Annotated in this window: 19 protein-coding genes, 1 tRNA gene and 2 pseudogenes; 15 read left to right on the forward strand and 7 right to left on the reverse strand. The window is 71.4% G+C overall.

Annotated elements, in window-relative coordinates; all coding sequences use genetic code 11:
• On the reverse strand, positions 1-1,096 hold a 1,096-nt coding region (locus IH80_RS0100005), incomplete at its 3' end, for an Hsp70 family protein (protein WP_030956539.1).
• A gap of 206 nt (positions 1,097-1,302) precedes the next feature.
• Here IH80_RS0100005 and IH80_RS0100010 point away from each other — a divergent pair.
• Complete coding sequence (locus tag IH80_RS0100010) at positions 1,303-1,839, forward strand: sugar transferase (protein ID WP_030956540.1); 537 nt, start codon at positions 1,303-1,305, stop codon at positions 1,837-1,839.
• Positions 1,840-1,949: 110 nt separating this feature from the next.
• Positions 1,950-4,172, forward strand: a pseudogene (locus tag IH80_RS0100015) ((Fe-S)-binding protein); the annotation flags it as partial.
• Between the two features lie 535 nt (positions 4,173-4,707).
• Here the strand turns inward: IH80_RS0100015 and IH80_RS40500 are convergent.
• The gene (locus IH80_RS40500; protein WP_051808571.1) at positions 4,708-5,649 is read right to left on the reverse strand and encodes a hypothetical protein; all 942 of its coding nucleotides are present in this window, start codon (positions 5,647-5,649) and stop codon (positions 4,708-4,710) included.
• A 278-nt stretch (positions 5,650-5,927) separates the two neighbouring features.
• Here IH80_RS40500 and IH80_RS0100025 point away from each other — a divergent pair, with 278 nt between their 5' ends.
• Entirely contained in the window at positions 5,928-6,836 is a 909-nt protein-coding gene (locus IH80_RS0100025) for a Yip1 family protein (RefSeq protein ID WP_030956552.1), read from the forward strand.
• A 73-nt stretch (positions 6,837-6,909) separates the two neighbouring features.
• On the opposite strand, the gene IH80_RS0100030 is transcribed toward IH80_RS0100025, so the two are convergent.
• The 3 genes from IH80_RS0100030 to IH80_RS45580 form a co-directional block, all read right to left on the reverse strand.
• Positions 6,910-7,410, reverse strand: a complete 501-nt coding sequence (locus IH80_RS0100030; RefSeq protein ID WP_030956553.1) for a phosphoribosyltransferase — start codon at positions 7,408-7,410, stop codon at positions 6,910-6,912.
• Positions 7,407-7,994, reverse strand: coding sequence for a dCTP deaminase (dcd, locus tag IH80_RS0100035; RefSeq protein ID WP_030956554.1), 588 nt, complete (start codon positions 7,992-7,994; stop codon positions 7,407-7,409). Before dcd ends, IH80_RS0100030 begins: the two co-directional genes overlap by 4 nt.
• A gap of 71 nt (positions 7,995-8,065) precedes the next feature.
• The gene (locus tag IH80_RS45580; protein ID WP_076044107.1) at positions 8,066-8,278 is read right to left on the reverse strand and encodes a hypothetical protein; all 213 of its coding nucleotides are present in this window, start codon (positions 8,276-8,278) and stop codon (positions 8,066-8,068) included.
• A gap of 179 nt (positions 8,279-8,457) precedes the next feature.
• Between IH80_RS45580 and IH80_RS0100040 the strand changes: the two genes are divergently transcribed.
• A tRNA-Gly gene (locus IH80_RS0100040) sits at positions 8,458-8,531 on the forward strand.
• Positions 8,532-8,633: 102 nt separating this feature from the next.
• A pseudogene (locus IH80_RS45585) lies at positions 8,634-9,089 on the forward strand (mobilization protein); the annotation flags it as partial.
• Positions 9,090-9,265: 176 nt separating this feature from the next.
• Here the strand turns inward: IH80_RS45585 and IH80_RS0100050 are convergent.
• Together IH80_RS0100050 and IH80_RS0100055 are read right to left on the reverse strand one after the other, a co-directional pair.
• Positions 9,266-9,703 carry an NUDIX hydrolase gene (locus IH80_RS0100050; protein WP_030956555.1) on the reverse strand — a complete coding sequence of 146 codons (438 nt, stop codon included), beginning with the start codon at positions 9,701-9,703 and terminating at the stop codon, positions 9,266-9,268.
• Between the two features lie 156 nt (positions 9,704-9,859).
• Positions 9,860-10,603: a hypothetical protein gene (locus IH80_RS0100055; RefSeq protein WP_030956556.1), complete on the reverse strand. Its 744-nt coding sequence runs from the start codon at positions 10,601-10,603 to the stop codon at positions 9,860-9,862.
• A gap of 375 nt (positions 10,604-10,978) precedes the next feature.
• Here IH80_RS0100055 and IH80_RS0100060 point away from each other — a divergent pair, with 375 nt between their 5' ends.
• From IH80_RS0100060 to IH80_RS0100105, 10 genes are all read left to right on the forward strand, one after another.
• Positions 10,979-11,275: a lactococcin 972 family bacteriocin gene (locus IH80_RS0100060; RefSeq protein ID WP_037878411.1), complete on the forward strand. Its 297-nt coding sequence runs from the start codon at positions 10,979-10,981 to the stop codon at positions 11,273-11,275.
• A 138-nt stretch (positions 11,276-11,413) separates the two neighbouring features.
• Positions 11,414-11,704 (forward strand): lactococcin 972 family bacteriocin, encoded by a 291-nt coding sequence (locus IH80_RS0100065; protein ID WP_030956561.1) that lies wholly within the window; start codon positions 11,414-11,416, stop codon positions 11,702-11,704.
• Between the two features lie 132 nt (positions 11,705-11,836).
• Positions 11,837-13,951: a hypothetical protein gene (locus IH80_RS0100070; protein WP_158943230.1), complete on the forward strand. Its 2,115-nt coding sequence runs from the start codon at positions 11,837-11,839 to the stop codon at positions 13,949-13,951.
• Positions 13,952-14,000: 49 nt separating this feature from the next.
• Positions 14,001-14,663, forward strand: a complete 663-nt coding sequence (locus tag IH80_RS0100075; protein WP_030956565.1) for an ATP-binding cassette domain-containing protein — start codon at positions 14,001-14,003, stop codon at positions 14,661-14,663.
• Positions 14,664-15,024: 361 nt separating this feature from the next.
• On the forward strand, positions 15,025-15,771 hold the full coding sequence (locus tag IH80_RS0100080) for a VOC family protein (RefSeq protein WP_037878412.1): 747 nt from the start codon (positions 15,025-15,027) through the stop codon (positions 15,769-15,771).
• 102 nt (positions 15,772-15,873) lie between these two features.
• A complete protein-coding gene (locus IH80_RS0100085; protein WP_234432066.1) occupies positions 15,874-17,556 on the forward strand; it encodes a sensor histidine kinase in 1,683 nt (560 codons plus the stop codon).
• The gene (locus tag IH80_RS0100090) at positions 17,553-18,230 is read left to right on the forward strand and encodes a response regulator (protein WP_030956569.1); all 678 of its coding nucleotides are present in this window, start codon (positions 17,553-17,555) and stop codon (positions 18,228-18,230) included. The genes IH80_RS0100085 and IH80_RS0100090 overlap by 4 nt, the downstream gene beginning before the upstream one ends.
• Before the next feature lie 232 nt (positions 18,231-18,462).
• Positions 18,463-19,239: an ABC transporter ATP-binding protein gene (locus IH80_RS0100095; protein ID WP_030956571.1), complete on the forward strand. Its 777-nt coding sequence runs from the start codon at positions 18,463-18,465 to the stop codon at positions 19,237-19,239.
• An 83-nt stretch (positions 19,240-19,322) separates the two neighbouring features.
• Entirely contained in the window at positions 19,323-21,881 is a 2,559-nt protein-coding gene (locus tag IH80_RS0100100; protein WP_030956573.1) for an ABC transporter permease, read from the forward strand.
• Positions 21,882-22,028: 147 nt separating this feature from the next.
• A complete protein-coding gene (locus tag IH80_RS0100105) occupies positions 22,029-23,420 on the forward strand; it encodes a hypothetical protein (protein ID WP_234432067.1) in 1,392 nt (463 codons plus the stop codon).
• The last annotated feature ends 56 nt before the right edge of the window (positions 23,421-23,476 follow it).

The following is a 23,476-nucleotide window of genomic DNA, read 5'->3' on the forward strand; positions in this document are numbered from 1 at the left end:
TCACGTCGAGGAGCAGGACGTCCTTGACCTCACCCTTGAGGACACCGGCCTGGAGGGTGGCGCCGATGGCGACGACCTCGTCCGGGTTGACGCCCTTGTTGGCGTCCTGACCGCCGGTCAGCTCCTTGACGAGCTCGGCGACGGCCGGCATGCGGGTGGAGCCGCCGACCAGGACCACGTGGTCGATCTCGGACAGCTGGATGCCGGCGTCCTTGATGACGTTGTGGAACGGGGTCTTGCAGCGGTCGAGCAGGTCAGCGGTCAGCTGCTGGAACTGGGCGCGCGTGAGCTTCTCGTCCAGGTGCAGCGGGCCCTCGGCGGACGCCGTGATGTAGGGCAGGTTGATCGAGGTCTCCGTGGAGGAGGACAGCTCGATCTTCGCCTTCTCGGCGGCCTCGCGCAGACGCTGGAGCGCCATCTTGTCCTTGGACAGGTCGACGCCGTGGCCGTTGGCGAACTGCTTCACCAGGTAGTCGACGACGCGCTGGTCCCAGTCGTCACCACCGAGGTGGTTGTCACCGTTGGTGGCCTTGACCTCGACGACGCCGTCACCGATCTCCAGGAGCGACACGTCGAAGGTGCCGCCACCGAGGTCGAAGACGAGGATGGTCTGGTCGTCCTTGTCGAGGCCGTAGGCCAGGGCGGCGGCCGTCGGCTCGTTGACGATGCGCAGGACGTTCAGGCCCGCGATCTCGCCGGCCTCCTTGGTCGCCTGACGCTCGGAGTCGTTGAAGTAGGCCGGGACGGTGATGACCGCGTCCGTGACCTTCTCACCCAGGTAGGCCTCGGCGTCGCGCTTCAGCTTCTGCAGGATGAAGGCGCTCATCTGCTGCGGGTTGAAGTCCTTGCCATCCAGGTTGATCTTCCAGTCAGTGCCCATGTGGCGCTTGACGGAGCGGATGGTCCGGTCCACGTTCGTGACCGCCTGGCGCTTGGCCACCTCGCCGACGAGGACCTCGCCGTTCTTGGCGAAGGCGACGACGGACGGCGTGGTCCTGGCGCCCTCGGCGTTGGTGATGACGGTGGGCTCGCCGCCTTCCAGAACGCTGACGACGGAGTTAGTGGTGCCCAGGTCGATGCCGACCGCACGTGCCATTTCGATTCCTCCAGCTGACTTGAGTGGAACGGACTCAACCATGCCGCATCGCCGCGCATGCGTCAACAGAACTGAGTCGGGTCGGCTCAACCTTTAGCCGCCACTTACGCGCAACCTTGGGTTTTCCCGGCGGCGGGGCGGCCGGACGAGGGACCCGCGCCGCGCGGCACGCCGGGGTCGCGACGCCCGTGCGGCAGCGTGCTGGCATGCCGCTCACACTCACCGCCGCCCCACTACGGGTACGGGTACCCGCGGCCCCGCCGGCGAAGCGGGTGCTCGACCTCGTCGGGGCGGTGGCCCTGCTCGCCGCACTCGCCCTCCCGCTCGCGGCCGTCACCGCACTGCTGTGCGCGGTCCGGGGCGGCCGCGCCTTCGTACGGGAGCCCGCGGCCGGCCTCGCCGGGCGGCCGTTCCGGACCTGGCGCTTCGCCACGGCCGGGGCGGGGCGGACCGGCGCGCTCCTGGAGCGCTGCGCCGTCGACGGACTCCCCCAGCTGCTCAATGTGGTCCGCGGGGAGATGTCGCTGGTCGGCCCGCGCCCCGAGGCCCGTACGGACCGCCCCGACCGGCTCCTGGTACGCCCCGGAATGACCGGGTTGTGGCAGGTGGGGGCGCGCTCCGACCTCCCCTGGGAGGAGATGGCGCTGCTCGACCGGCATTATGTGGAGAACCACTGGCTCGGGATGGACCTCGCGATCCTTGCCCAGACCCCGCGGGCGGCCTACCGACAAAGGCTCGCCTGAGCGACACAGATCACCGCACGCTCAGCTACATTGCGGCGTCGGGAATGGGTAACCTCAAGCCTTGACTTCATAAGTTACCGCTTAGTAAGTGCCGCCCGAGGAGCCCTCCCATGCAACTCGCCGCGATCATCGTGTCGCTGGTCCTGACCGTGGTCGGCGTCGCGCTGCTCGCACGAGCCGTGGCGCAGATCTACCGCTTCGTGAAGATCGGCCAGCCCGTGCCGGCCGGCAGCCGCACGGACGACCCGAAGGCCCGAACGCTCACCCTCGTCCGGGAGTTCCTCGGCCACAGCCGCATGAACCGCTGGGGCATCGTCGGCTTCGCGCACTGGTTCGTCGCGATCGGCTTCCTGACGCTCCCGCCGACCCTGGCGCAGGCCTACGGCCAGCTCTTCCAGGCCGACTGGACGCTGCCGGTCCTCGGCGGCTTCCTGCCGTTCGAGCTGTACATCGAGTTCATCGGCCTGATGACCGTGGTCGGCATCCTGGTCCTGATCGCGATCCGCCTGCTCAGCCTGCCCTCGCGGGCCGGCCGCAAGTCGCGCTTCGCGGGCTCGAAGGCCTGGCAGGCGTACTTCGTCGAGTACATCATCCTCACCATCGGCCTCGCGATCCTGTGCCTGCGCGGCCTCGAGGGCGCGATCCACCACGTGGACAGCTGGGAGCCGGCGTACTTCATCTCGTACCCGCTGGTCATGGCCTTCGACGGACTCTCGGCGAGCGCCCTGCAGAACGCCATCTACTTCACCGCGATGATCAAGATCGGCACCTCGCTGATCTGGATGATCGTGGTCTCCCTGAACACCAACATGGGTGTCGCCTGGCACCGCTTCCTCGGCTTCCCGAACATCTGGTTCAAGCGCAACGCCGACGGCGCGTCCGCGCTGGGCGCGCTCCAGCCGATGACCAGCGGCGGCAAGGAGATCGACTTCGAGGACCCGGGCGAGGACGACGTCTTCGGCGTCTCTCAGGTCGAGCAGTTCTCCTGGAAGGGCATCCTCGACTTCTCCACGTGCACCGAGTGCGGCCGCTGCCAGTCGCAGTGCCCCGCCTGGAACACCGGCAAGCCGCTGTCCCCGAAGCTCCTCATCATGTCGCTGCGCGACCACGCGCACGCCAAGGCCCCGTACCTGCTGGCCGGCGGCGGCAAGACGATGGAGGGCGAGGAGAAGGCGTCCGAGGAGCAGCTGGCCGGTGTGCCGGCGACCGCGCTCGCCGAGGCCGAGCGCCCGCTGATCGGCACGGCCCTGGAGAACGGCGTCATCGACCCGGACGTGCTGTGGTCCTGCACGACCTGCGGTGCGTGCGTGGAGCAGTGCCCGGTCGACATCGAGCACATCGACCACATCGTCGACATGCGCCGCTACCAGGTGATGATCGAGAGCGCCTTCCCGTCCGAGGCGGGCACGATGCTCAAGAACCTGGAGAAGAAGGGCAACCCCTGGGGCCTGGCGAAGAAGCAGCGCGTCGAGTGGACGAAGGAGGTCGACTTCGAGGTCCCGATCATCGGCAAGGACGCGGAGGACCTCTCCGAGTTCGACTACCTCTACTGGGTCGGCTGCGCCGGCGCCCTGGAGGACCGGGCCAAGAAGACCACGAAGGCCTTCGCGGAGCTCCTGAACATCGCGGGCGTCAAGTTCGCGATCATGGGCGGCGACGAGAAGTGCACCGGTGACTCGCCGCGCCGCCTGGGCAACGAGCCGCTGTTCCAGCAGCTGGGCCAGGAGAACGTGGCCATGCTGAACATGGCGTTCGGTGAGGACGACGAAGATCCTTCGACCCGCAAGCCGAAGTCGGCGAAGCGGATCGTCTCGACCTGCCCGCACTGCTTCAACACCATCGCGAACGAGTACCCGCAGCTGGGCGGCGAGTACGAGGTCATCCACCACACGCAGCTGCTCCAGCACCTGATCGACGAGGGCCGGCTGACGCCGGTCACGCCGGTCGACGGCCTGATCACGTACCACGACCCGTGCTACCTGGGCCGCCACAACAAGGTCTACACGCCGCCGCGCGAGATCATGTCGGCCGTGCCGGGCCTGCGCCAGCAGGAGATGCACCGCCACAAGGAGCGGGGCTTCTGCTGTGGCGCCGGTGGCGCGCGGATGTGGATGGAGGAGCGGATCGGCAAGCGCATCAACAACGAGCGCGTCGACGAGGCCCTCTCCCTGAACCCCGACATCGTCTCCACCGCCTGCCCGTTCTGCCTGGTCATGCTGACCGACTCGGTCAACGGCAAGAAGAACGAGGGCCAGGCCAAGGAGTCCGTGCAGGTCGTGGACGTGGCCCAGCTGCTGCTGGAGTCCGTCAAGGCCCCGGGCCCGACGGAGGAGGAACTGGCAGCCCTGGCGGCCGAGGCCGAGGCGGAGGCCGCTGCGGCAGCCGCCGCGGCGGAGGCCGAAGCCGCGGCCGAGGCGAAGGCGGCCGAAGAGGCCAAGGCCAAGGCGGAGGCGGAAGCCCAGGCGAAGGCCGAGGCCGAGGCGAAGGCCAAGGCGGAGGCGGAGGCAGCGGCGAAGGCCGAGGCCGAGGAGGCGGACGCAGCGGCGAAGGCCGAGGCGGCTCCGGAGGCCGGGGCCGAGCCCACGGCGACCGCGGACGCCGAGCCGGAGACCGAGGCCGACGCCGGGACCGCGGCGGAGGCCGACGCCGGGACCGCGGCCGACGCGGATGCCGAGACCAGGGCAGCGACCGACGCCGACGCCGGGACCGAGGCGGCGACGGACGCCGGGGCCACGGCGGACGGGGCGGACGAGGCGAAGGCCGAAGGCGCCAAGTAGGCAGGCCCTGCACCCGCAGGCGGCACGACACACCGGAACGGCCGGCCCCACTCGGGGGCCGGCCGTTCCGGCGTCTCCGGCCGGCCTCCGGTCAGCCCCGGGCCGGCAGGACGGCGAAGCCGAGCCCCGCCGCACCGGCCGAGGCAGCGCCGCCACTGCTGGCGACGACCCGGGCGTGGCCCTGCGTCGGCTTCGGTGCGTCGACCGTGTACCTCTCGATCAGCCGGCCGCCGAAGTCGTACACCCAGCTGTTCCCGCCGCCCTTGCCGTCGATGACGACGAACTTCACGCGCTTGCCGTCGCGGACGAGCCCGTACGTCCAGCCGTCGTTCTGCAGGGCCGGACGCTGCAGGTCGGCGGAGCCGAGGACGTGCCCGTTCGGCGTGGAGATCACGGCGTACTTGGCGCGCGGGCCGTCCACCAGCTTGGCGATCCGCCCGTCCGGCATCCCGACCCGCACCGAGCTCTCCACCCTGACGTGCTTCCCGGCCTGCGGCACCGGCTTGGCCTTCGGCACCGGCTTCGGCGCCCCGTCCATCCACGACGTCACGGTGCCGTTCGGGCGGAGCACGACGTGCAGGCCGTTGCTCTGCCCGTACGACGCCGCTGCGCCCCGGCTGACCAGCGTGTCCAGCTTGGTGGAGCCCGTCAGGATGTCGGCCTCGAAGTGGCTCCTGCCGACCTTGTGGACCTTGGCCACGGACCCGTCCGCCAGCCTCACGGCCGTGACGAAGGTGCGGACGCCCTTCCGGTCGGCCGGGGGCTCGGCGAGCGGCTGGACGGGAGGCACCACCGGCGGCTGGGTCCGGGGCTCCACGCACGGCTCCACGGACGGCTGGACGGACCGCTCCACGGACGGCTGGACGGACGGCTCCACCGAACGCTGCTCGATGCCGGGCAGCACCTCCGGCTCCGGCACCGCCCGGGAGTCCGCGAAGGCGGATCCGACCGGGAGCGCCAGGACGGTGGCCGCGCCGGCGACGGCGGCGGCGGCGGCGGTACGGAGGGTGGTGGTGCGGTGGATGCTGCGCATGATGGGGGCTCTTCCTCGTGCTCGTTCGTACTCGTTCGTGCTGAGTGGAGGCGACGGACACGAAGCTACGGGCCCGATATGTGGGTACTCCGTAGAGAACGTAACGAAGAGCCGCAGAACGCTCCGCAAGTACGTAAACCGGACACGCGACAGAGGTGGTTCGGAGGTGGGGACAACCCCCCGGGGATCCCCTAGGGGATGTCACAGGTCAGCCGCAAAGGGTGCTTGTTCCCCCCGCCCGGCCACCGGGGCGCTCCGGACCAGGTACGTTCGATCACGTGGCTGGATTCAGGATCGGACGCGGCCGGGACGACAACCGCGGTCCGCAACAACCCCCGCAGCAGCAGCAGTCGTACGGTCAGCAGCAACCGCCGCCGTACGGCCGGCCGGCGTACCCTCCCGTCGGCGGGCCGCCACCGCAGCAGCAGTGGCCGCAGCAGAACGCCGGGAGCCACGGCGAGCCGGAGTACTTCGACCCGTACGGGCAGCAGCACCCGCCCGCGCAGCAGCCCCCGTACGGCCAGGGAGGCGGCGGGCACTACTCGAACGACAACCCCGGGCACACCCAGGTCTTCGCCGTCGGCGAGGACCCGTACAGCCAGGGCGGCACCTACCAGGCGGGCGCCCTCGCCGCGGCGCCGTCCGGTCCGCGGCTGCCGTGGAAGGAGCTGCTCCGCGGCATCGTGACGCGGCCCGGCCAGACCTTCCTCCAGATGCGCGACTACCCCGTCTGGGGTCCGGCGCTGACCGTGACCTTCCTCTACGGACTCCTCGCGGTCTTCGGCCTCGACGACGCCCGCGACGACGCGATCAACGCGACCCTGTCGAAGGCCGTCCCGATCGTGCTGTCCGCCGGTGTGGCCTTCGTCATCTGCGGTCTGCTCCTGGGCGCGGTCACGCACACCCTGGCCCGCCAGATGGGCGGTGACGGCAGCTGGCAGCCCACCGTGGGCCTGTCGATGCTGGTCATGTCCATCACGGACGCCCCGCGTCTGCTCTTCGCCGTGTTCCTCGGCGGCGACAACATGATCGTGCAGGTACTGGGCTGGGCCACCTGGGTCGCCGCGGGCGCGCTCTTCACCTCGCTGATCAGCAAGTCGCACGACCTGCCGTGGCCGAAGGCGCTGGGTGCCTCCGCGATCCAGCTGGTCGCCCTGCTGTCGATCATCAAGCTGGGCACCATCTAGCGGACACACGCATGCGAGGGGCCCCCGGCCATCAGCCGGGGGCCCCTCGCGCATGCGGTGGGACGAACCGCGATCAGGCGTCGAGGACCTGGCCCTCTCGCTTGACGACCGGCGGCTCGACCGACCAGGGGAAGTTGATCCACTCGTCGGTCTTCTTCCACACGTACTCGCACTTCACGAGGGAGTGGGACTTCTCGTAGATGACCGCGGAGCGCACCTCGGCGACGTGGCCCAGGCAGAAGTCGTGCACCAGCTTCAGCGTCTTGCCGGTGTCGGCGACGTCGTCGGCGATGAGGACCTTCTTGTCGGTGAAGTCGATCGCCTCGGGCACGGGCGCCAGCATGACCGGCATCTCCAGCGTGGTGCCGACGCCGGTGTAGAACTCGACGTTCACCAGGTGGATGTTCTTGCAGTCCAGGGCGTACGCCAGACCGCCGGCGACGAACACACCGCCGCGGGCGATGCTCAGGATGATGTCGGGCTCGTAGCCGTCGTCGGCGATGGTCTGCGCCAGCTCGCGCACGGCGGCGCCGAAGCCCTCGTAGGTCAGGTTCTCGCGTACGGAGTCGCTCATGCCTCGTGCCTCACCTGGGTGCGGTGGAAGTTCTGGAAGGAGCGCGAGGCGGTCGGCCCGCGCTGCCCCTGGTACCTGGAGCCGTACCGTTCGCTGCCGTACGGGAACTCCGCGGGCGAGCTGAGCCGGAACATGCACAGCTGCCCGATCTTCATGCCCGGCCAGAGCTTGATCGGCAGCGTGGCCAGGTTCGACAGCTCGAGGGTCACGTGCCCCGAGAAACCGGGGTCGATGAACCCGGCGGTCGAGTGCGTCACGAGGCCGAGGCGGCCCAGGCTGGACTTCCCCTCCAGCCGGGAGGCGATGTCGTCGGGCAGCGTGATGACCTCGTAGGTCGACGCCAGGACGAACTCACCGGGGTGCAGGATGAACGCCTCGTCCCCCTCGGGCTCGACCATCCGGGTCAGGTCCGGCTGCTCGACCGCGGGATCGATGTGGGCGTAGCGGTGATTCTCGAACACCCGGAAGTACCGGTCGAGACGCACATCGATGCTGGAGGGCTGCACCATCGCCTCGTCGAACGGGTCGATGCGAACCCGTCCGCTGTCGATCTCGGCCCGGATGTCTTTGTCAGAGAGAAGCACGCCCCGAGGATACGCAGAGCGCGCGGGCCTCCCCCAATCGAGAGGGACCGCCCGCGCGCCCGGCCCTACGTCTACCGCTTGACCGCACCACCGACAGGCACCGCCTGGCGCAGGCGCGCGCACCGCGGACACCGCAGCAGCCGCCCGGGCCCGATCCGGCCGGCACCGAGGTGCTGCAGCGGGAAGGAGGCGGTACTGAAAACGTGCCCTTCGGCACAACGGACGACGGTGTGCTCCATCGAGTCCCTTTCCCCAACGAGCCGTACTGCGACGAATCGCCACATTAGGGGATGATCGACACCCGCTCCAGCCGCCGCTCCGCCACCCCACGGTACGCCCCAACTCCCGCAGCCACACGCCTTGGTGCACACGACAGACAACAACGACCCCGCGGCGAACGCACCGGGGGTCGATCATGGGGTAGAGTGTGCAACGGTAGGGATCCAGGAAACTGGTCCACTGCGCGGATGTAGTTTAATGGTAGAACATGAGCTTCCCAAGCTTATAGCGCGGGTTCGATTCCCGTCATCCGCTCCATAATAAAGCCCCAGGTCAGCGACCTGGGGCTTTGTCATTGTCTAGACCTCTCCAACCCTGCCGTGCCCTCCGCGTGCCCCAACTCCCGCAAATGTCCTGGCCTCCGCCGCCCACACCCGCGATCAGCTGGGGGAAGCCGCAACAGCCTTCGAGCGGGCAGCCCGCTCCCACGTACGCGCCGAACGCGGCCACGACCGCGCCCTACGCCAAGCCGCCCGCGACGTCATCCACAGCGGACCCGCCCTCGGCCGAGGCGAGGACGGCGCCACAACCGCGATGCTGATCGACATGGCGTTCTTCCTCACCACGGCCGCCGCCACCTGGCACGCCAAGAGGAACCACGCAGGCCAGCCTCATCCGCCAGGCGGTACCCGACTGGGCCGAGCAGATTCTGGCCGAGCCCGGCTGGCCTGCGCTGGCCGCCACCCTCACAGAGGCCCGCAATGCCGGCCACGACCCGGCCGCAGTGCTCTCCGACGCCGCCCGCCACCGAGGGCTCGAACCGCCACCTCGATCAGCGAGGTCCGCGTCCGGGGCCTACGCCAACGAAGCCCGCATGGTCGGGGACCTCATCCCTCACATGACCGCCGAGGACCACTCCGAATACGAGCGGCTGTGCGCCATAGCTGCATCCGCCGGCGGCTTCTTCCTCCCCGACGAGGACTGACAGGCGACACCACCCGGAGCCAGCACTCTTCGTGCTGGCCCCGGTGGCATGCTCGCGCAGTGGGCGACTACACCGCGGCCCCGTCTCCGAGAACGCTGGCCTCCAACGCCCCTCGCAGAACGTGGGCGATCTCCTCGGGCTTGAGGTCGATTCCGTCGAGGCCCTCGACGGTCAGCGGGATCTCCTCCAGCGCGTACTCGCCGCGGCCCTCGGCGCTGAACTCGGGCCCGGTACGGTCCTCGAAGGACCAGGTCGCGATGCGGGCGAGGTAGAAGAGCTGGCGTTCGTCGTCGGACTCCATGGTGTGGAGGAGGCGGACGATGTCGGCCTTCCCGGCGATCTCCTCGTGGATCTCCCTGTGGAGGGCGGCCTCGCGGGATTCGTCGCTCGGCTCGACGCCGCCGCCCGGGAGCACCCAGTACTCAGGGACGTCGGGCTTGGTGCGGCGGATGACCAGCATCGTGTCGTCAGCGGTGACGAGGACGGCGCGGACTCGTTCCTTCATGTCGGTCTGTCTCCTTGCTTGTTGTCAGTCCCAGTGCAGCAGCCAGCCGCCGTCGACGTGGACGGATTGCCCAGTGATGAACGAGGCAGAGGTCACAGCACCCGCCCGGCACTCGGCTCGAGTCAGCACGGTCATGCCGAGTTTGACCCCGCCGCCCTACAGTTCCGCGAGGATCTGGCGGATCCCGTCGAGGGGGGAGGCTTCGGCGACGACGAACACGTCGAGGTCGCTCCACCCGTGCCGGTACTTGCAGCGAGCGCCGCTACCGGTGACGGCCAGCAGGTCGATCAGCGGCTGCGGACCGGTGGTGCGGTCGAGGAACTCGGCCAGGTAGGACTCCAGGTGGACCGGGAGCCCGAGCGCGTTGACCGGCATGGTGCTGGGCTGGTGCTCAGGCCAGCGGCGGTCAAGCGCGATGCGGTCCAGCCGGCGTTCCAGTTCCAGCCGCGGCCCGTCGTTGCCGATGGCGTCGTGGGCGATGGGGGCGATGGGGGCGATGGGGGCGATGGGGGCGATCCTGTCCGCACCCCGCGCCCTCTTGACGACGTCGCGCTCGGCGACGTCCTGGGCCCCGGCTGCGCCCCGCCGCGTGCGGGTGTCTTCGGAGGCGTCCAGGTAGGCGATGGTGAGCTGGGATCCGAGCATGCGGGCGAGTTCGGCGGTCGAGTCGAAGTCGTGCAGCGACTCGATGCTGACGGAGTCGAGGAAGTGGTGGGCCTGGCAGGACCGGTCCAGCGCGTCCACGATCAGCTCGGCCTGGACGACGGAGCCCAGGCGGTACGGGTCGGGGATGCCCGCCCGGCTGGCCGCGTCCTCGATGAGGTTCAGTGAACGGTGGTCCGCCCTCCCGGGACAGGGCCCAGTACCGCGCCTCGTCCGCGGAACCTTTGCCGAGATCATCACTGCGGCCGGGCGCGGGCCGCGGATCGACCCCCTCGACGTGATCAACGCCCGGACGCCGGCCTTCGCGAAGGAGGCCGCCCCTCTCGGCCCCGCCGACGTCGCGCACAGAGGTGCCGCCGGACGACGGGCGGAGCGACGCCGGCCCTCTCCGACCGGGGCATCCGGCCGCGGCACTCGTCGATCAGATGGTGGATCCGGCCCACTCCGCCAGCGGCTCAGACTGCCCATCTCCCGCAAATAGCACGCCCATTGACGGAACGGCCGAGCACGACACAAGTGATCATGTTCACGCTTATCGGATTTGATCACCGCCTCCACTTCCGTACATGATGACGCGTCAGACCGACCAACATGTGAGATGGGAAGTAAAAAGTGCAGATCAGCACCAAGATAAAGGGCGCGGTCGTCGCCGCCGGCTTCGTCCTGGCCGCTTCCGTTCCGGCCGTGGCCGCCACCTCTCAGGTGAGTGGTGGCACCTGGACGTACGGCACCAACAGCTCGGACATGGTGTATTCGAACTACTACCACCCGACCCGCTGCCACGGCTCGTCGGCGCAGGGCAAGTACCTCGCCCAGAGCGGCAACGTCGACAAGGACAGGACGTCCTACGCGTCGGCGCCCGAGGCCTGGAGCGGCAACAAGTCGTACTACCGGTCCAACTGCGAGTGACGTTTCCGCACCTCGCCGGCACAGCAGGAGACCGGCACGTCTCCCACCGCCGCCGGGCGTGCTTGCTTCACGCCTGATCCCGCGACTGTGCCCACGACCGCGTGATCACAACACTCCCAGCCAGGAACGGTATTCACCATGCAGTCCAACAAGCTCAAAGTGGCCGCCGCGGCCGCCCTCTTCGTGATGGGAGCGGCCGTTCCGGCCGCTGCCACGCAGTCCGACGTCAGCGGTGGAACGTGGTACTACGGGACCAGCGGTAACAACGTCTACTCGAACTACTTCCACGTGAAGAACTGCCACGGTTCGTCCGCCCAGGGCGCCTACCTCGCTCAGAGCGGCAACGTGGACGCGGGCAAGACGTCCTATGCGTCGGCGACGAAGGCCTGGAGCGGCAACAAGTCGTACTACCGGTCCAACTGCAACTGACCTGCGCCGTCGTAACAGGGCCGCGTAGGGCGCGACGTGGTGTGGGAGAGGCCTGGCCAAGAGGCCTCTCCCATACCTCCGACCCTACCTGTTGCGGAATTCTTCCTTCCGACCACTCTGTCTGGGCAATCGATGCTGCATCGAAGTATTAAGTTCATCTACGCCGCCGTGCTCGCATTCTCCGCGCTGGTGGCGTTCTTGTTCATCAGGGGGTTGGACGAGCAGTACGTGCTGGGACACTCCGCGGTGGTCTGGGTGACCGATTCCAATGATTCGACGACCGCAGCGAGCGTCGTCGCGCACATCGAGTCCTTCGCCTCCAAGAACCAGGTCAGCGTGGCCCGCGACGTACCCGACTTGCGGAACCCGGACGGCATACGCCACCTGTACATGGCGACGGGAGCCCCGGAGTCCCTCGCCGGGTCCTGGCTGAAGCAGGGATATCCGTCGTTCGGCCGTGACTACCTCACACAGGTGCACGAACTCGCAGACATCGCACAGCGAGACCCCCGCGGCTTCTACTACGTCTTCGGAACGCACGACACCGCCGACGCACTGGCACGCGAGCTGTCGGCGCTGGGTCTGGACGCGAGCGTCCACCGCCCCCTCTCGTTCGAGCAGCTGACGACCATGTACTCGGACGACGTCCTCGTCTGGGCGGTCGCGGTCGTGGCACTCGCCGCCATGACGATGACTGGCGCCGGTGTCCTGCTGAATGCCAAGTCGTACGGTGTACTGCGGCTCCAGGGAATGTCGTTCACCGCCATCCTCCTGCGTGACCTGCGGCAGCTCACGATGTTCGGCGCGATCGCCACGAGTGTGACGGGCACCGGCGCCCTCGTCTTCCTCGGCCTGTACAACCGCTGTGCGTGGCTCGGCGTGTTCGGAGCGGTGACGCTGTCCGTCGCCGGCTTCCTCGTGCTCCTCATCCTGGCCACGCACGCCGCGATGCTGGCCATGACCTTCAAGACCGGTGTCCTCCAGGCCATCAAGGGCGAACTGCCCGCGCGAGCTGCCACGACATGTGCCTACCTGATCCGCCTCCCCGCCATCCTGCTCGCCTTCTCCATCGCAGGATCGACGGTGATGGCCGGCCAGGACGTCCTGTCCAGGGAGGACAGCCGACGCCTGTACGCGGAGGTGGGGGACACCTCGGCGATCCGTCTCAACGGCAGCGTCAACGGCGACGCGATCAAGAAGATGGAGAAGCGCGTGGGCGCATGGCTGCGCCACGCCGACGCCCAGGGTGAGCTGATCGTGGCCGGGCGCCGTGAACTGCGCGACCTGGCACCGCAATCCCAGGTTCCGCAGGGCGAGATGCTCATCGTCAACGAGACCTTCCTGGCCCGCCAGACCATTCGCGACACCGCCGGCAATCGCTACGCTGCCGCGCCCCGGAAGGGGAAGGGCTCGGACGACGTACCGGTACGGCTGATCGTGCCCACGTCGTTGAGCCGGTACGCGCCGGAACTGGCGGCGGAGGTACCCGGCACGCTCAGCCCGGAGGCGCCGGAGCGCATCCGGCCCGAAAAGGTACAGACACTGGAGTCCGGCACCGGACAGGAAGTCTTCGGCTACAACCCCGGTGACCAGGTGCACACCGCGGCGCTCAACACCCGGGAAGACCGCTCGCTCGTCCGTGACCCGGTACTCCTGGTGATCCCGAACGGATCGTCCTACCTCACCGACAACGCCTACAGCTCCTTCGCCACTCAGGGCGGTGTGGTCTTCCCCGATCCTGCCGACATCCAGGCGGGCATCGAGGCGAACAAACTGCAGAGCGAGGTCATCGCGATCCGGCCGATCGGCCACAACGCAGCCCTCCAGCGGCGTGACGCGATCAATGACTTCCGCATGAACCTGTTCAACCTCGGCATTGCCATCGCCGTCCTGGTCATCACCGGCATCGGTGTCTGCATCGTCTACACGCGCAAGAACGCGCAGGCCATCTTCGTCAGGCACATCAGTGGCTGGCGTTTCGTCTCCAGTCATCGCACCGTCCTCGGCGTGGAGGCGCTGCTCGTCCTCGTCCTCGCCGCGTGGCTCCCGTACAGCGTGTGGCGGGAGAACCAGGAACTGCGCGATTTCGCTGCGATGGGGATTCCTGCGCCCAACCAGCAAGCGGAGATCACCGCGACGGACCTGGGACTCACCGCCGGCCTGGTGGCCGTCTCGGCGGGCGCCGTACTGCTCGCCCTCGCCGCCTTCCACCGCCGCATCGTCAAGGAGGGGGCGGCGGAGGGATGACGTCCTCCACCGACGCCCGCAGGCCCCTCACCTCAGCAGGAGTATTTCCGTGATCAAGATTGAGAACCTCTCCAAGTCGTTCGGACGCCGAACCCTGTGGTCCGGCGTCAACCTGGACATCGAGAGGGGACAGACGCTCGCGTTCGTCGGCCCCAGCGGATCGGGCAAATCCACCCTGCTGAATTGTCTCGGGCTCCTGGAAGCCCCGAGCGCGGGCGGGATCGTCTACGAAGGCAAGGACATCACCCGGTTCGGTCGCCGCAGCACCAGGAGATTCCGGCGCGATGTCCTGGGCTACCTCTTCCAGAACTACGCCTTGATCGAGAACGCCACCGTGGCGGACAACCTCCGCGTCGCGATCAAGCCCGGCCGGGGCAGCTCGAACCGTCCTGGAGCCGCGATCGACGAGGCCCTTCAGCGGGTCGGTCTCGCGGGACGCGGGAAGGAAAAGATCCATGTGCTCAGCGGAGGCGAACAGCAGCGAGTGGCCCTGGCCCGGCTCATGGTGAAGCAGCCGGAGCTCATCCTGGCCGACGAGCCGACGGGCGCACTCGACCATGCCAATACCGTCATGGTCGTCGACATCCTCCAGGAGATGAGCAAGGCGGGGTGTGCCGTGGTCATCGCCACGCACAACGACTACGTCCGCGACCGCTGCGACTCGGTCTTCACCGTGGCGTCAACCACGGCGAACACCGCGCCCGTACGCTGAGACCGGCTGTTCTCCCACCGCCGCCCGGGCCGCCCCCAGGGCTCCGGCGGCCGGGTCATCGGCGCGGCCTTCGTCCCCTGCGTCACGGCCGCCGGGGGGGCCTCGGCGCGGCACCGTGTCGTCCTGCATCGCCAAGGCCACCGCCCGACAGCGGGGGCGATACGTTCCCCGGCCGGTGCGCGGCCGCGTCAGCGTGTCGGCGTGGGGGCGGGCGGTGGCGCCACGAGGATGTGGCCGACGTTTCCCGGGAGCTCCCGCGAGTACCGTGGGAGGGGCATCCGGGCCGCACCGGCGGATGGGGATGACAGGCGTGTCGACATCGAGTCACGAAACGTTCGGCGCACCCTGCTGGGTGAGTCTCATGGCCCGCGACGTCGGTGCCGCCCAGGCCTTCTACAGCGCAGTCCTCGGCTGGCGCTTCGGTAACGACCGGCTCGGCGGGGGCTTCGCCGTCGGCTTCAGCGACGGGATCCCGGTGGCGGGCCTCGGTGCCGTGCCCGCCGGTGTCACCGTCCCCGTCGCCTGGACCCCGTACTTCGCCGTCGACGACGCCGACGCCACCGCGTCACGCATCCTGGAGCGCAGCGGCACCGTCGCCGTCGGCCCCCTGGCCTTCGGTACGGGACGGGCGGCGCTCGCCTCCGACCTCGACGGCGCGGTCTTCGGGATCTGGCAGGGCGACGCCATCCCCGACTGGGGTATGGGCGGCGAGGCCGCACCGGCCTGGCTGGAACTGCGCACCAGGAACGCCTTCGACGCCGCCATCTTCTACGGCGAGGTCCTGGAATGGGCCTGTGCCCAGGCCGGGTGCTGCGAAGTCGCCTACGTGGAGGAGGACAACCGCATCCTGCTCCGCCACGGGGGCCGTACGGTGGCCCGCCTGCACGGCGGCACGCTCGCGCAGGCCCCCGACCCGGGACTCCGGCCGCGCTGGCAGGTCCACTTCCGGGTGCCCGACCTGGAGACCGCGGTGAAGGCAGCGACCGGGCTGGGCGGCAGCACCGTGTCCGTGGCGGACTCCGGGCCCGGCCCCCACGAGATCACCCTGCGGGACCCCGAGGGCGCGCTCTTCGGCATCGTCGGACCGGACGACTCCGTGCCCTTCTGATGCCCGCCCGCCCGCCCCGCCCCCGCCCTCTGCCTTTCGGCAGAGAGCGGATCGGCCGCAAGGTCCATGCCGGCGCGGAATCCGGCATCGATACTGGTCGGCGTGGTACCCATCAGCCCTCCGCCCCGCCCCGCCCGCGTCCGACCGGTCGCGGAGCCGGCCGGCATCGGCCTCGTCGGCCTGGGCGTCTACGGGGCCGTCGGCCACCTCGGGTTCCTGCCGTACCCGCTCCTTCAGCTCGTCGCCCTCGCCGCGGGCGCCGGACTGTTCGCGCTGCGCCGCCGGTGGCCCCGGGCCGTGCTCCTGTCGCTCGCCGCGCTGACCGGGCTCGTACCGGCCGTCGGACCCGTCACGGCGGCCGCCGCCTACTCCGTCGCCCGCCGGACGGCCGGGCCGCGCCGACGGGCCCGGCTGCTCGCCGCCGCCGCGGTCCTCCTCGTGGTCGGCGCGACGGTGGCCGGCCCTCGGCTCGGCCCGGGGTCGGCGGCGTACGGGCTGGCCCTCGGCCTGGTGCTCGCGCCGACCGCCGTGATCGTCCCCGGTCTGGTCGGCACGGCGCAGGGGCAGCAGGGCCGCCTGCTGCGGGCGCTGCGCGAGCGCGGCGACGCGGCGGAGCGGGCCCGCCGGCTGGCCGACAGCGAGGCCCGGATCCACGAGCGGTCCCGCATCGCCGCCGAGATGCACGATCTGGTGGGCCACCGGCTCAGCCTGGTGTCGCTGCACGCCGGCGGGCTGGAACTGGCGCTGGAACGGGCCGCCCCGGAACTGCGCGAGGAAGCCGTCCTGGTGCGGCGCACCACCCGCGACGCCATGCGCGAGCTGCGCGGGGCGCTCGGCGTGCTCGGACCGCTCGCCCGCGACACCGGGCCCGACGCGCTCACCGACGCGACCGGCACCCGCGCCGACATCGAGGCCCTGGTCGCGCAGTCGCACGACGGGGGCATCGCGGCACGCCTCGAGTGGACGGGACCGGACCTCGACGCCCGCCCCGCGCCGGTCCGCCGGGCGGTGCACCGCGTCGTACGGGAGGCCCTGACCAACGTGCACCGGTACGCGCCGGACGCGCACGTCACCGTGACGGTCGTGCACGACGGCGCGCAGGTGCGGGTCACCGTGCGCAACGGGGCGCGGCCCGGCCCACCGGCGCCCGTGGAGGAGCTGGGCACCGGACGCGGCCTGACCGGACTGCGCGAGCGGGTGGAACTGCTCGGCGGGACGTTCGGGGCGGCCGCGCTGCCGTCCGGCGGGTTCCGGGTGGACGCGGCCGTGCCGGCCGAACCGGCCGGCGATCTCCCCGCGGCCGGCGATCTCCCCACCGGCCCCGCCGCCCGCGGCGGCGGCCCGGACACCCCGCGCCCACCGGCCGGCCCGGTCCCGGCGGGCGCGGGGCCCGACGGGCGGCGGACCGCCGAGGTGCTGACGCTCGGCTTCGGGCTGGCGGCGCTTTCCGCGCTCATGGTCGTCGGGACCGCCTTCGTGTACGCCGCCCAGCCGTCCGGCCGCTCCGGCCCGGCCCCGCTGCCGCGCGTCGGCATGACCTACGGGGAGGTGGCGGGACTCGGCGTGCAGGACAACGGCGCGGTGCGGGCCGCGGCCACCGGCCACGAACCGCCGCGCCCGCCCGGTACGGCCGGCTGCATCTACCCGTTCAACGGCGCCACCGAGCGGCGGCCCGGCAGCCTGCTCGTCGCCCGCTACTGCTTCGACGCCGCCCAGCGGCTGATCGCCATCGACCGGTTCGACGTCCCGTCGGTCCGGGACGCCACACCCTGGGAGATCCCGTGACCGAGCCCGCCCGTCCCCTCCGCGTGCTGCTCGCCGACGACGAGACGATGATCCGGCACGGGGTCCGCCTGATCCTCCGGCACGCGGGCGACATCGACGTCGTCGCCGAGGCCGCCAACGGACGGCAGGCCGTCGAACTCGCGGCCGTCCACCGGCCCGACGTGGCACTGGTCGACATCCGGATGCCGGTGTGCGACGGCCTGGCCGCGATCGCACCGCTGCTCGCCCTCGATCCGGCGCCGCGCGTGGTGATGCTGACGACGTTCGGCGACGAGGACAACGTCCTGAGGGCGCTGCGGGAGGGCGCCGCGGGCTTCCTCCTGAAGGACGAGGGACCGCAGGAGCTGATCGGCGCGGTGCGGGCGGCGGCCGCCGGCGACTCCGTGCTCTCCCCGGGCGTGACCGGGTCGGTGATCGCCCGGATGCTGCGCGGCGGCGACCGCGACGGCTCCGGCCCGGCCTCCACGGACGAGCGGATCGCGCGGCTCACCGTGCGGGAGCGGGAGGTCCTCTCGATGCTCGGGGAGGGGCTGTCGAACCAGGACATCGCCGGACGGCTCGGCATCGGGATCGGCACGGTGAAGACGCACGTGGGCGCGATCCTGGAGAAGACCGGCTCGGCAAGCCGGGTGCAGGCGGCCCTCCTCGCCCACCGCACGGGCCTGGCCTCCTGACGGGCCCCTGACACCGGACGTCCTCCTCCGTCCGAAGAGGGAGGCGGCGGCGCCGCGGCTGGGCCCGAAGGCAGAGCCGACGGGCCCGGCACCCTCCCTCGGACAGAGCTCGACTCCAGCCTCCAGCAGGATGTTTACGCAGGTCAGGGCCGCGAGCATGGATGCGTCCCCCGGTCCGCCCGCCCTTTGGGGCGCGGACCGACGCAGCTCGCACCCGAGGCGGAGTCCCCCTATGCCGCAGCTCTCTCCCTGCCCCGAACCGGCCGCCCGCGCCACCGCTCTGACCAAGGTGTACGGGAAGGGGGAGACCCGCGTGACCGCCCTGGACGCGGTGACGGTCGACTTCGCCCGCGGCAGGTTCACCGCCGTCATGGGCCCCTCCGGCTCCGGCAAGTCCACGCTGATGCACTGCCTGGCCGGACTGGACGCGGTCACCTCCGGCTCCGCCCGCATCGGCGGCACCGAGCTGTCGTCGCTGACCGAGAGGCAGCTGACCGCCCTGCGCCGGGACAAGGTGGGTTTCGTGTTCCAGGGCTTCAACCTGATGCCCACCCTGACCGCGCTGGAGAACATCACGCTGCCGCTGCGGCTCGCCGGACGCCGTCCCGACCCCGCCTGGCTGGACGCCGTCGTCGCCACGGTCGGGCTGGCCGGCCGGCTGGGCCACCGCCCCGCCGAACTCTCCGGCGGGCAGCAGCAGCGGGTCGCCGTGGCGCGGGCGCTGATCTCCCGCCCCGAGATCGTCTTCGCCGACGAGCCGACCGGGAACCTCGACTCGCGCTCCGGCGCCGAGATCCTCGGCTTCCTGCGCGACTGCGTACGGGAGTTGGGGCAGTCGGTGGTGATGGTCACCCACGACCCGGCGGCCGCCTCGTACGCGGACCGGGTCCTGTTCCTCGCCGACGGCCACGTGGTCGACGAACTGCACGAGCCGACCTCCGCGGCCGTGCTCGACCGGATGCCCGGACTCGAGAGCGGGGGGCGCGGCGCGGGCCGCCACACCCGCTGACGGCTCCGCCGCCCCTCCCGCTCCCCTCCCCTCCCCTCCGCGCCCGTACCCGTACCCCTCACCCCGCACCCCGAAAGCTCCCCATGCTGCGAACAGCCCTGCGCAACGTCCTCGCGCACAAGGCCCGTCTGGCCATGACCGTCCTGGCGGTCTGTCTCGGTGTCGCGTTCGTCTCCGGCACCCTCGTCTTCGCCGACTCCTCCGCCGCCGCCCACCGCGCCGCCGCGTCGAAGAGCTTCGCCGGCATCGCGGTCAGCGTGACCCCGAAGCACTCCCCCGACGCGCCACCCGGCGAGGACCCCGCGGGCGTCCTGGACGACGCGCTCGTACGGAAGCTGGCCGGCGTACCGGGTGTCGCCTCCGTACGGCCCACCGCCGACGGGTCGGCCACCCTGTCCGGCTCGGACGGCACCCCGCTGCGGGCGGGCAGGGCCCGGGCGAACCTCGGCGCCGCCCACGTGCCGGACGGGAACGGCGAGGACGGGCGGTATCCGCTGGTCGAGGGCCGCGCTCCGCGCAGCGGCGAGGAGATCGCCGTCGACAGCGGCACCGCCGCCGCCGGCCGCTTCCGCCTCGGCGACCCGGTCAGGCTGGCCACCGACGGGCCGGTCATGACCAAGCGGCTCGTGGGCATCGTCGCCACCGGGGACACCCGGGTGACCGCGGGCGGCACCCTCGCCCTGTTCGACAGGACCACCGCCCAGCAGTTGTTCGCCGCCCCGGGCCGGTACACCGGGATCGACCTGACCGCCACGCCCGGCACCGGCCAGGCCGAACTCTCCGCCCGGGTCGCCGCCGTGCTCCCCGCCGACCGGGCCGAGGCCACCACGGGCGCCGCCCAGGCAGCACAGCAGGCCCTCTACGTCGGCACCCTGACGCGGGGTCACACCAAGCTGCCGCTGGTCTTCGCCGGGGTCTCGCTGTTCATCGGCTCCTTCCTCATCGTCAACACCTTCACGATGCTCGTGACCCGGCGCACCCGCGAGATCGCCCTGCTGCGGGCGCTCGGCGCCTCCCGCCGCCAGGTGGCCGGCTCCGTGCTCGCCGAGGCGGCGCTCCTCGGCCTCGTCGCCTCCGCCCTCGGCTTCCTGCTCGGGCTCGGCGTCGCCGCCGTGCTGCCCGGGCTGCTCGGCACCGCGCAGGACGCCCTGCCCGACGGGCCGTTGGTGATCGGCCCGCGGCCCGTCGTGGCCGCGCTCGGCGTCGGCGTGGGCGTCACGGTGCTCGCCGCCTGGCTGCCGTCCCGCAGGGCGGCGAAGGTCGCGCCGGTCGAGGCGATGCGCTCGGTCCAGCAGCCGCCCTCCGCCGCGCGCTCGCGGATCCGTGCGGCCGCGGGGCTGGTCCTGCTCGTCCTCGGCGCGGGGCTGCTGGTGTCGCTGAGCGGGGCGAAGGACGCCTCGGCGCAGAACCTCCAGGACGCGATGCTCGCCTGCGGTGTCCTCGTCGTCGCCCTGATCGTGCTCGCGCCGCTGCTGGCCGCACCGGTGATCCGGCTGGCGGGACGGCTGACCGGCCGCTTCGGGGCCGTCGGCCACCTCGCCCGGGAGAACGCGCTGCGCGACCCGCGGCGCACCGCGGCCACCGCCTCCGCCCTGATGATCAGTACTGCGCTGGTGGCCGGACTCGCCGTCGTCGGGAACTCCACCGCGCAGGCCCTGGACCGTCAGGCCGCCGCGGGCCTGGGCGCCGACTACGTGATCGGCACCCGCACCCCCACCACGGGCATCGACCCCGCCGCCGTCGGGCGGGTCGCCGCCACCGCCGGGGTGCGGACCGCGGCGGCCGTCGCGGACGTGTCGCTGTTCGTCGGCGGCGGGGTCCGGCAGATCGCCGGCGTGGACCCGGCCACCGTGGAGGCGGTCATGAAGCTCGACTTCGTCGACGGCTCCGCGAAGGAGCTGGGGCCGGGCCGGATCGCCGTCTCCTCGACCCTCGCCCGGGAACAGGGGATCGGCGCCGGCGGCCGGCTCGACGCGCACATCGGACGCGGCCGGGACCCGCGCCCGTACACGGTCGTCGGCGTGTACCGCGACAACCCCGTCGCCGGCGACGCGCTCGGCGACCTCGGCGAGGTGCGCAGCGCCGGCTTCCTGCCCGGCTCCGCCCAGCGGATCCTCGTACGCACCGACGACGGCGGGGCCTCCGACGCGATGGGCAAGCGGCTGCGCACCGCGGTGGGCGACAACCCGCTGCTGAAGGTCCAGGACCGGGCGGCCCTCGTCCACGAGGCCGCGGGCAGCGTCGGCGAGTTGCTGACCCTGATGTACGGACTGCTCGCGATCGGCGTGGTGATCAGCGCGCTGGGCATCGTGAACACCCTGGCCATGTCGGTCTCGGAACGGACCAGGGAGATCGGTGTGCTGCGCGCCATCGGAATGGACCGGGCCGGAGTCCGGCGGATGATCCGGCTGGAGGCCGTGATCGTCTCCTCCTTCGGCACCCTGCTGGGGCTGGCGGGCGGGGTGTTCAGCGCCTGGGCGGTCGGCTCGCTGGCGAACGGCGCGATGGCGCAGTACTCGCTCGTCCTCCCGTGGGGGACCCTGCTGCTGGTGTGCCTGCTGTCGCTGGTGATCGGCGCGGCCTCGGCGGTCGTCCCCGCCCGCCGGGCGGCGGCGCTGAGCCCGCTGCGCGCCGTCGCCTGACGAGCTCGTGCATGGTGGGCGGTGCCTCGGCGGCGTCACCTGGAGAGCCCAGCTGAACAGGCGGGTCCGGCACGGGTCTGGATCCAATGGCAGGGCGTGGCCGTCCAGCCCGCGCCCCGCCCCTGCCCAGTCGTCCCCGGGAGTGCCATGAGTGAGCCGTCCCCGTCCCCAGGCGACCCGCCCGGCACGGCGCCGACCGCGCACCCGACCGCGGGACCGGGCGGCGGATCCCGCGGGGGGCGCATCGCGAAGAGCACCCTCTCGGCGGTACTGATCACGCTGACGTGCATCCTCGTACCGATCTCACTGCTCACCGTCTGGGTGCACGACATCGTGCTGGACACCGACCGGTACGTCTCCACGGTCAAGCCGCTCGCCTCGAACGCGGCGATCGAGGAGGCCGCCGTCCACCGCATCACGGAGGCGGCCGACGTACGGGTGGACGGCTCCCGGGTCACGGCCGACCTGGCGAAGTGGCTGGAGTCCCAGGGGCTGCCGCCGCGCGTGGGCGCGGCGGTCAAGGCACTGGGCCCCCAACTGGACTCGGCCGCCGACCAGGTCGTCTCCAAGGTGGCGACCCGGTTCGTCGAGAGCGACCGCTTCGAGAACGTGTGGACCGTGGCCAACCGCGCCGCCCACAACGCCGTGGTGCACGCGCTCACCGGCGAGGGCCGCGGTGCGGTCGGGGTCGACGGCGGGACCGTCACCCTCGACGTCGGGGAGGCCGTCGACAAGGTCAAGGAAGAGCTCGTGGCCGCCGGGGTCTCCCCGGCGGAGAAGATCCCCGAGGTCAAGAAGCAGATGGTGCTCTTCCAGAGCGACGAGCTGGGGCAGATCAGGGGTGCCGTCCACCTCCTCGACGTCCTCGGCAACTGGCTGCCGGTCCTCACGGTCGTCCTCGGCGCGGCCGGCGTGCTGCTCGCCCGGCGCCGGCGCCGGGCCCTGGTGACCACCGCGCTGTGCGCCGCCTTCGCCTGCCTGCTCGTCGCCATCGCCCTGGTGCTGGGCCGCCGTTACTACCTCGACCACCTCCCCCCGGAGGTCCAGTCCCCGGCCGCGGCGGCGGCCGTCTTCGACACGCTGGTGCGGTTCCTGCGGGTCAGCCTGCGGACCGCGATCGTCCTGGGCATCGTCGTGGCGCTCGGCGCCTACCTGTCGGGCGCCGGCCGCCTGCCGCGCGGCGTGCGCGGCAGGGCCGACCGTACGGCCGACTCCGCGGCGCTCTGGGGTGCCGGGCACGGGGTGCGCACCGGCGGTACCGGCCGGTGGGTGCAGGCACACCGTCAGGCGCTCACGGTGGGTGCGCTGGTCGTGGTCGCGCTCGTGTTCGCGCTGTGGAACCACCCGACCGTGCTGACGGTGCTGTTGCTGGTGCTGACCCTGCTCGTGGTGCTCGCCGTACTGGCCCTGCTGGCGGCCGGCGGCCGCGTCGACGACGGCGCGGGGGCGGGCGCGGGCGCTGGTCCCGGTGCCGGTCCCGGACCGGCTACGGGTACGGGTACGGGTACAGGTCCGGGCGGTCCACCGGGGCGCGGATGAGTGCGGCGGACCCCGCCCCGGGTGGGGCGGGGTCCGCCGGCTCGGTCCGGGTGCGG

This window comes from Streptomyces sp. NRRL S-378 (assembly GCF_000720645.1).
Taxonomy (GTDB): domain Bacteria; phylum Actinomycetota; class Actinomycetes; order Streptomycetales; family Streptomycetaceae; genus Streptomyces.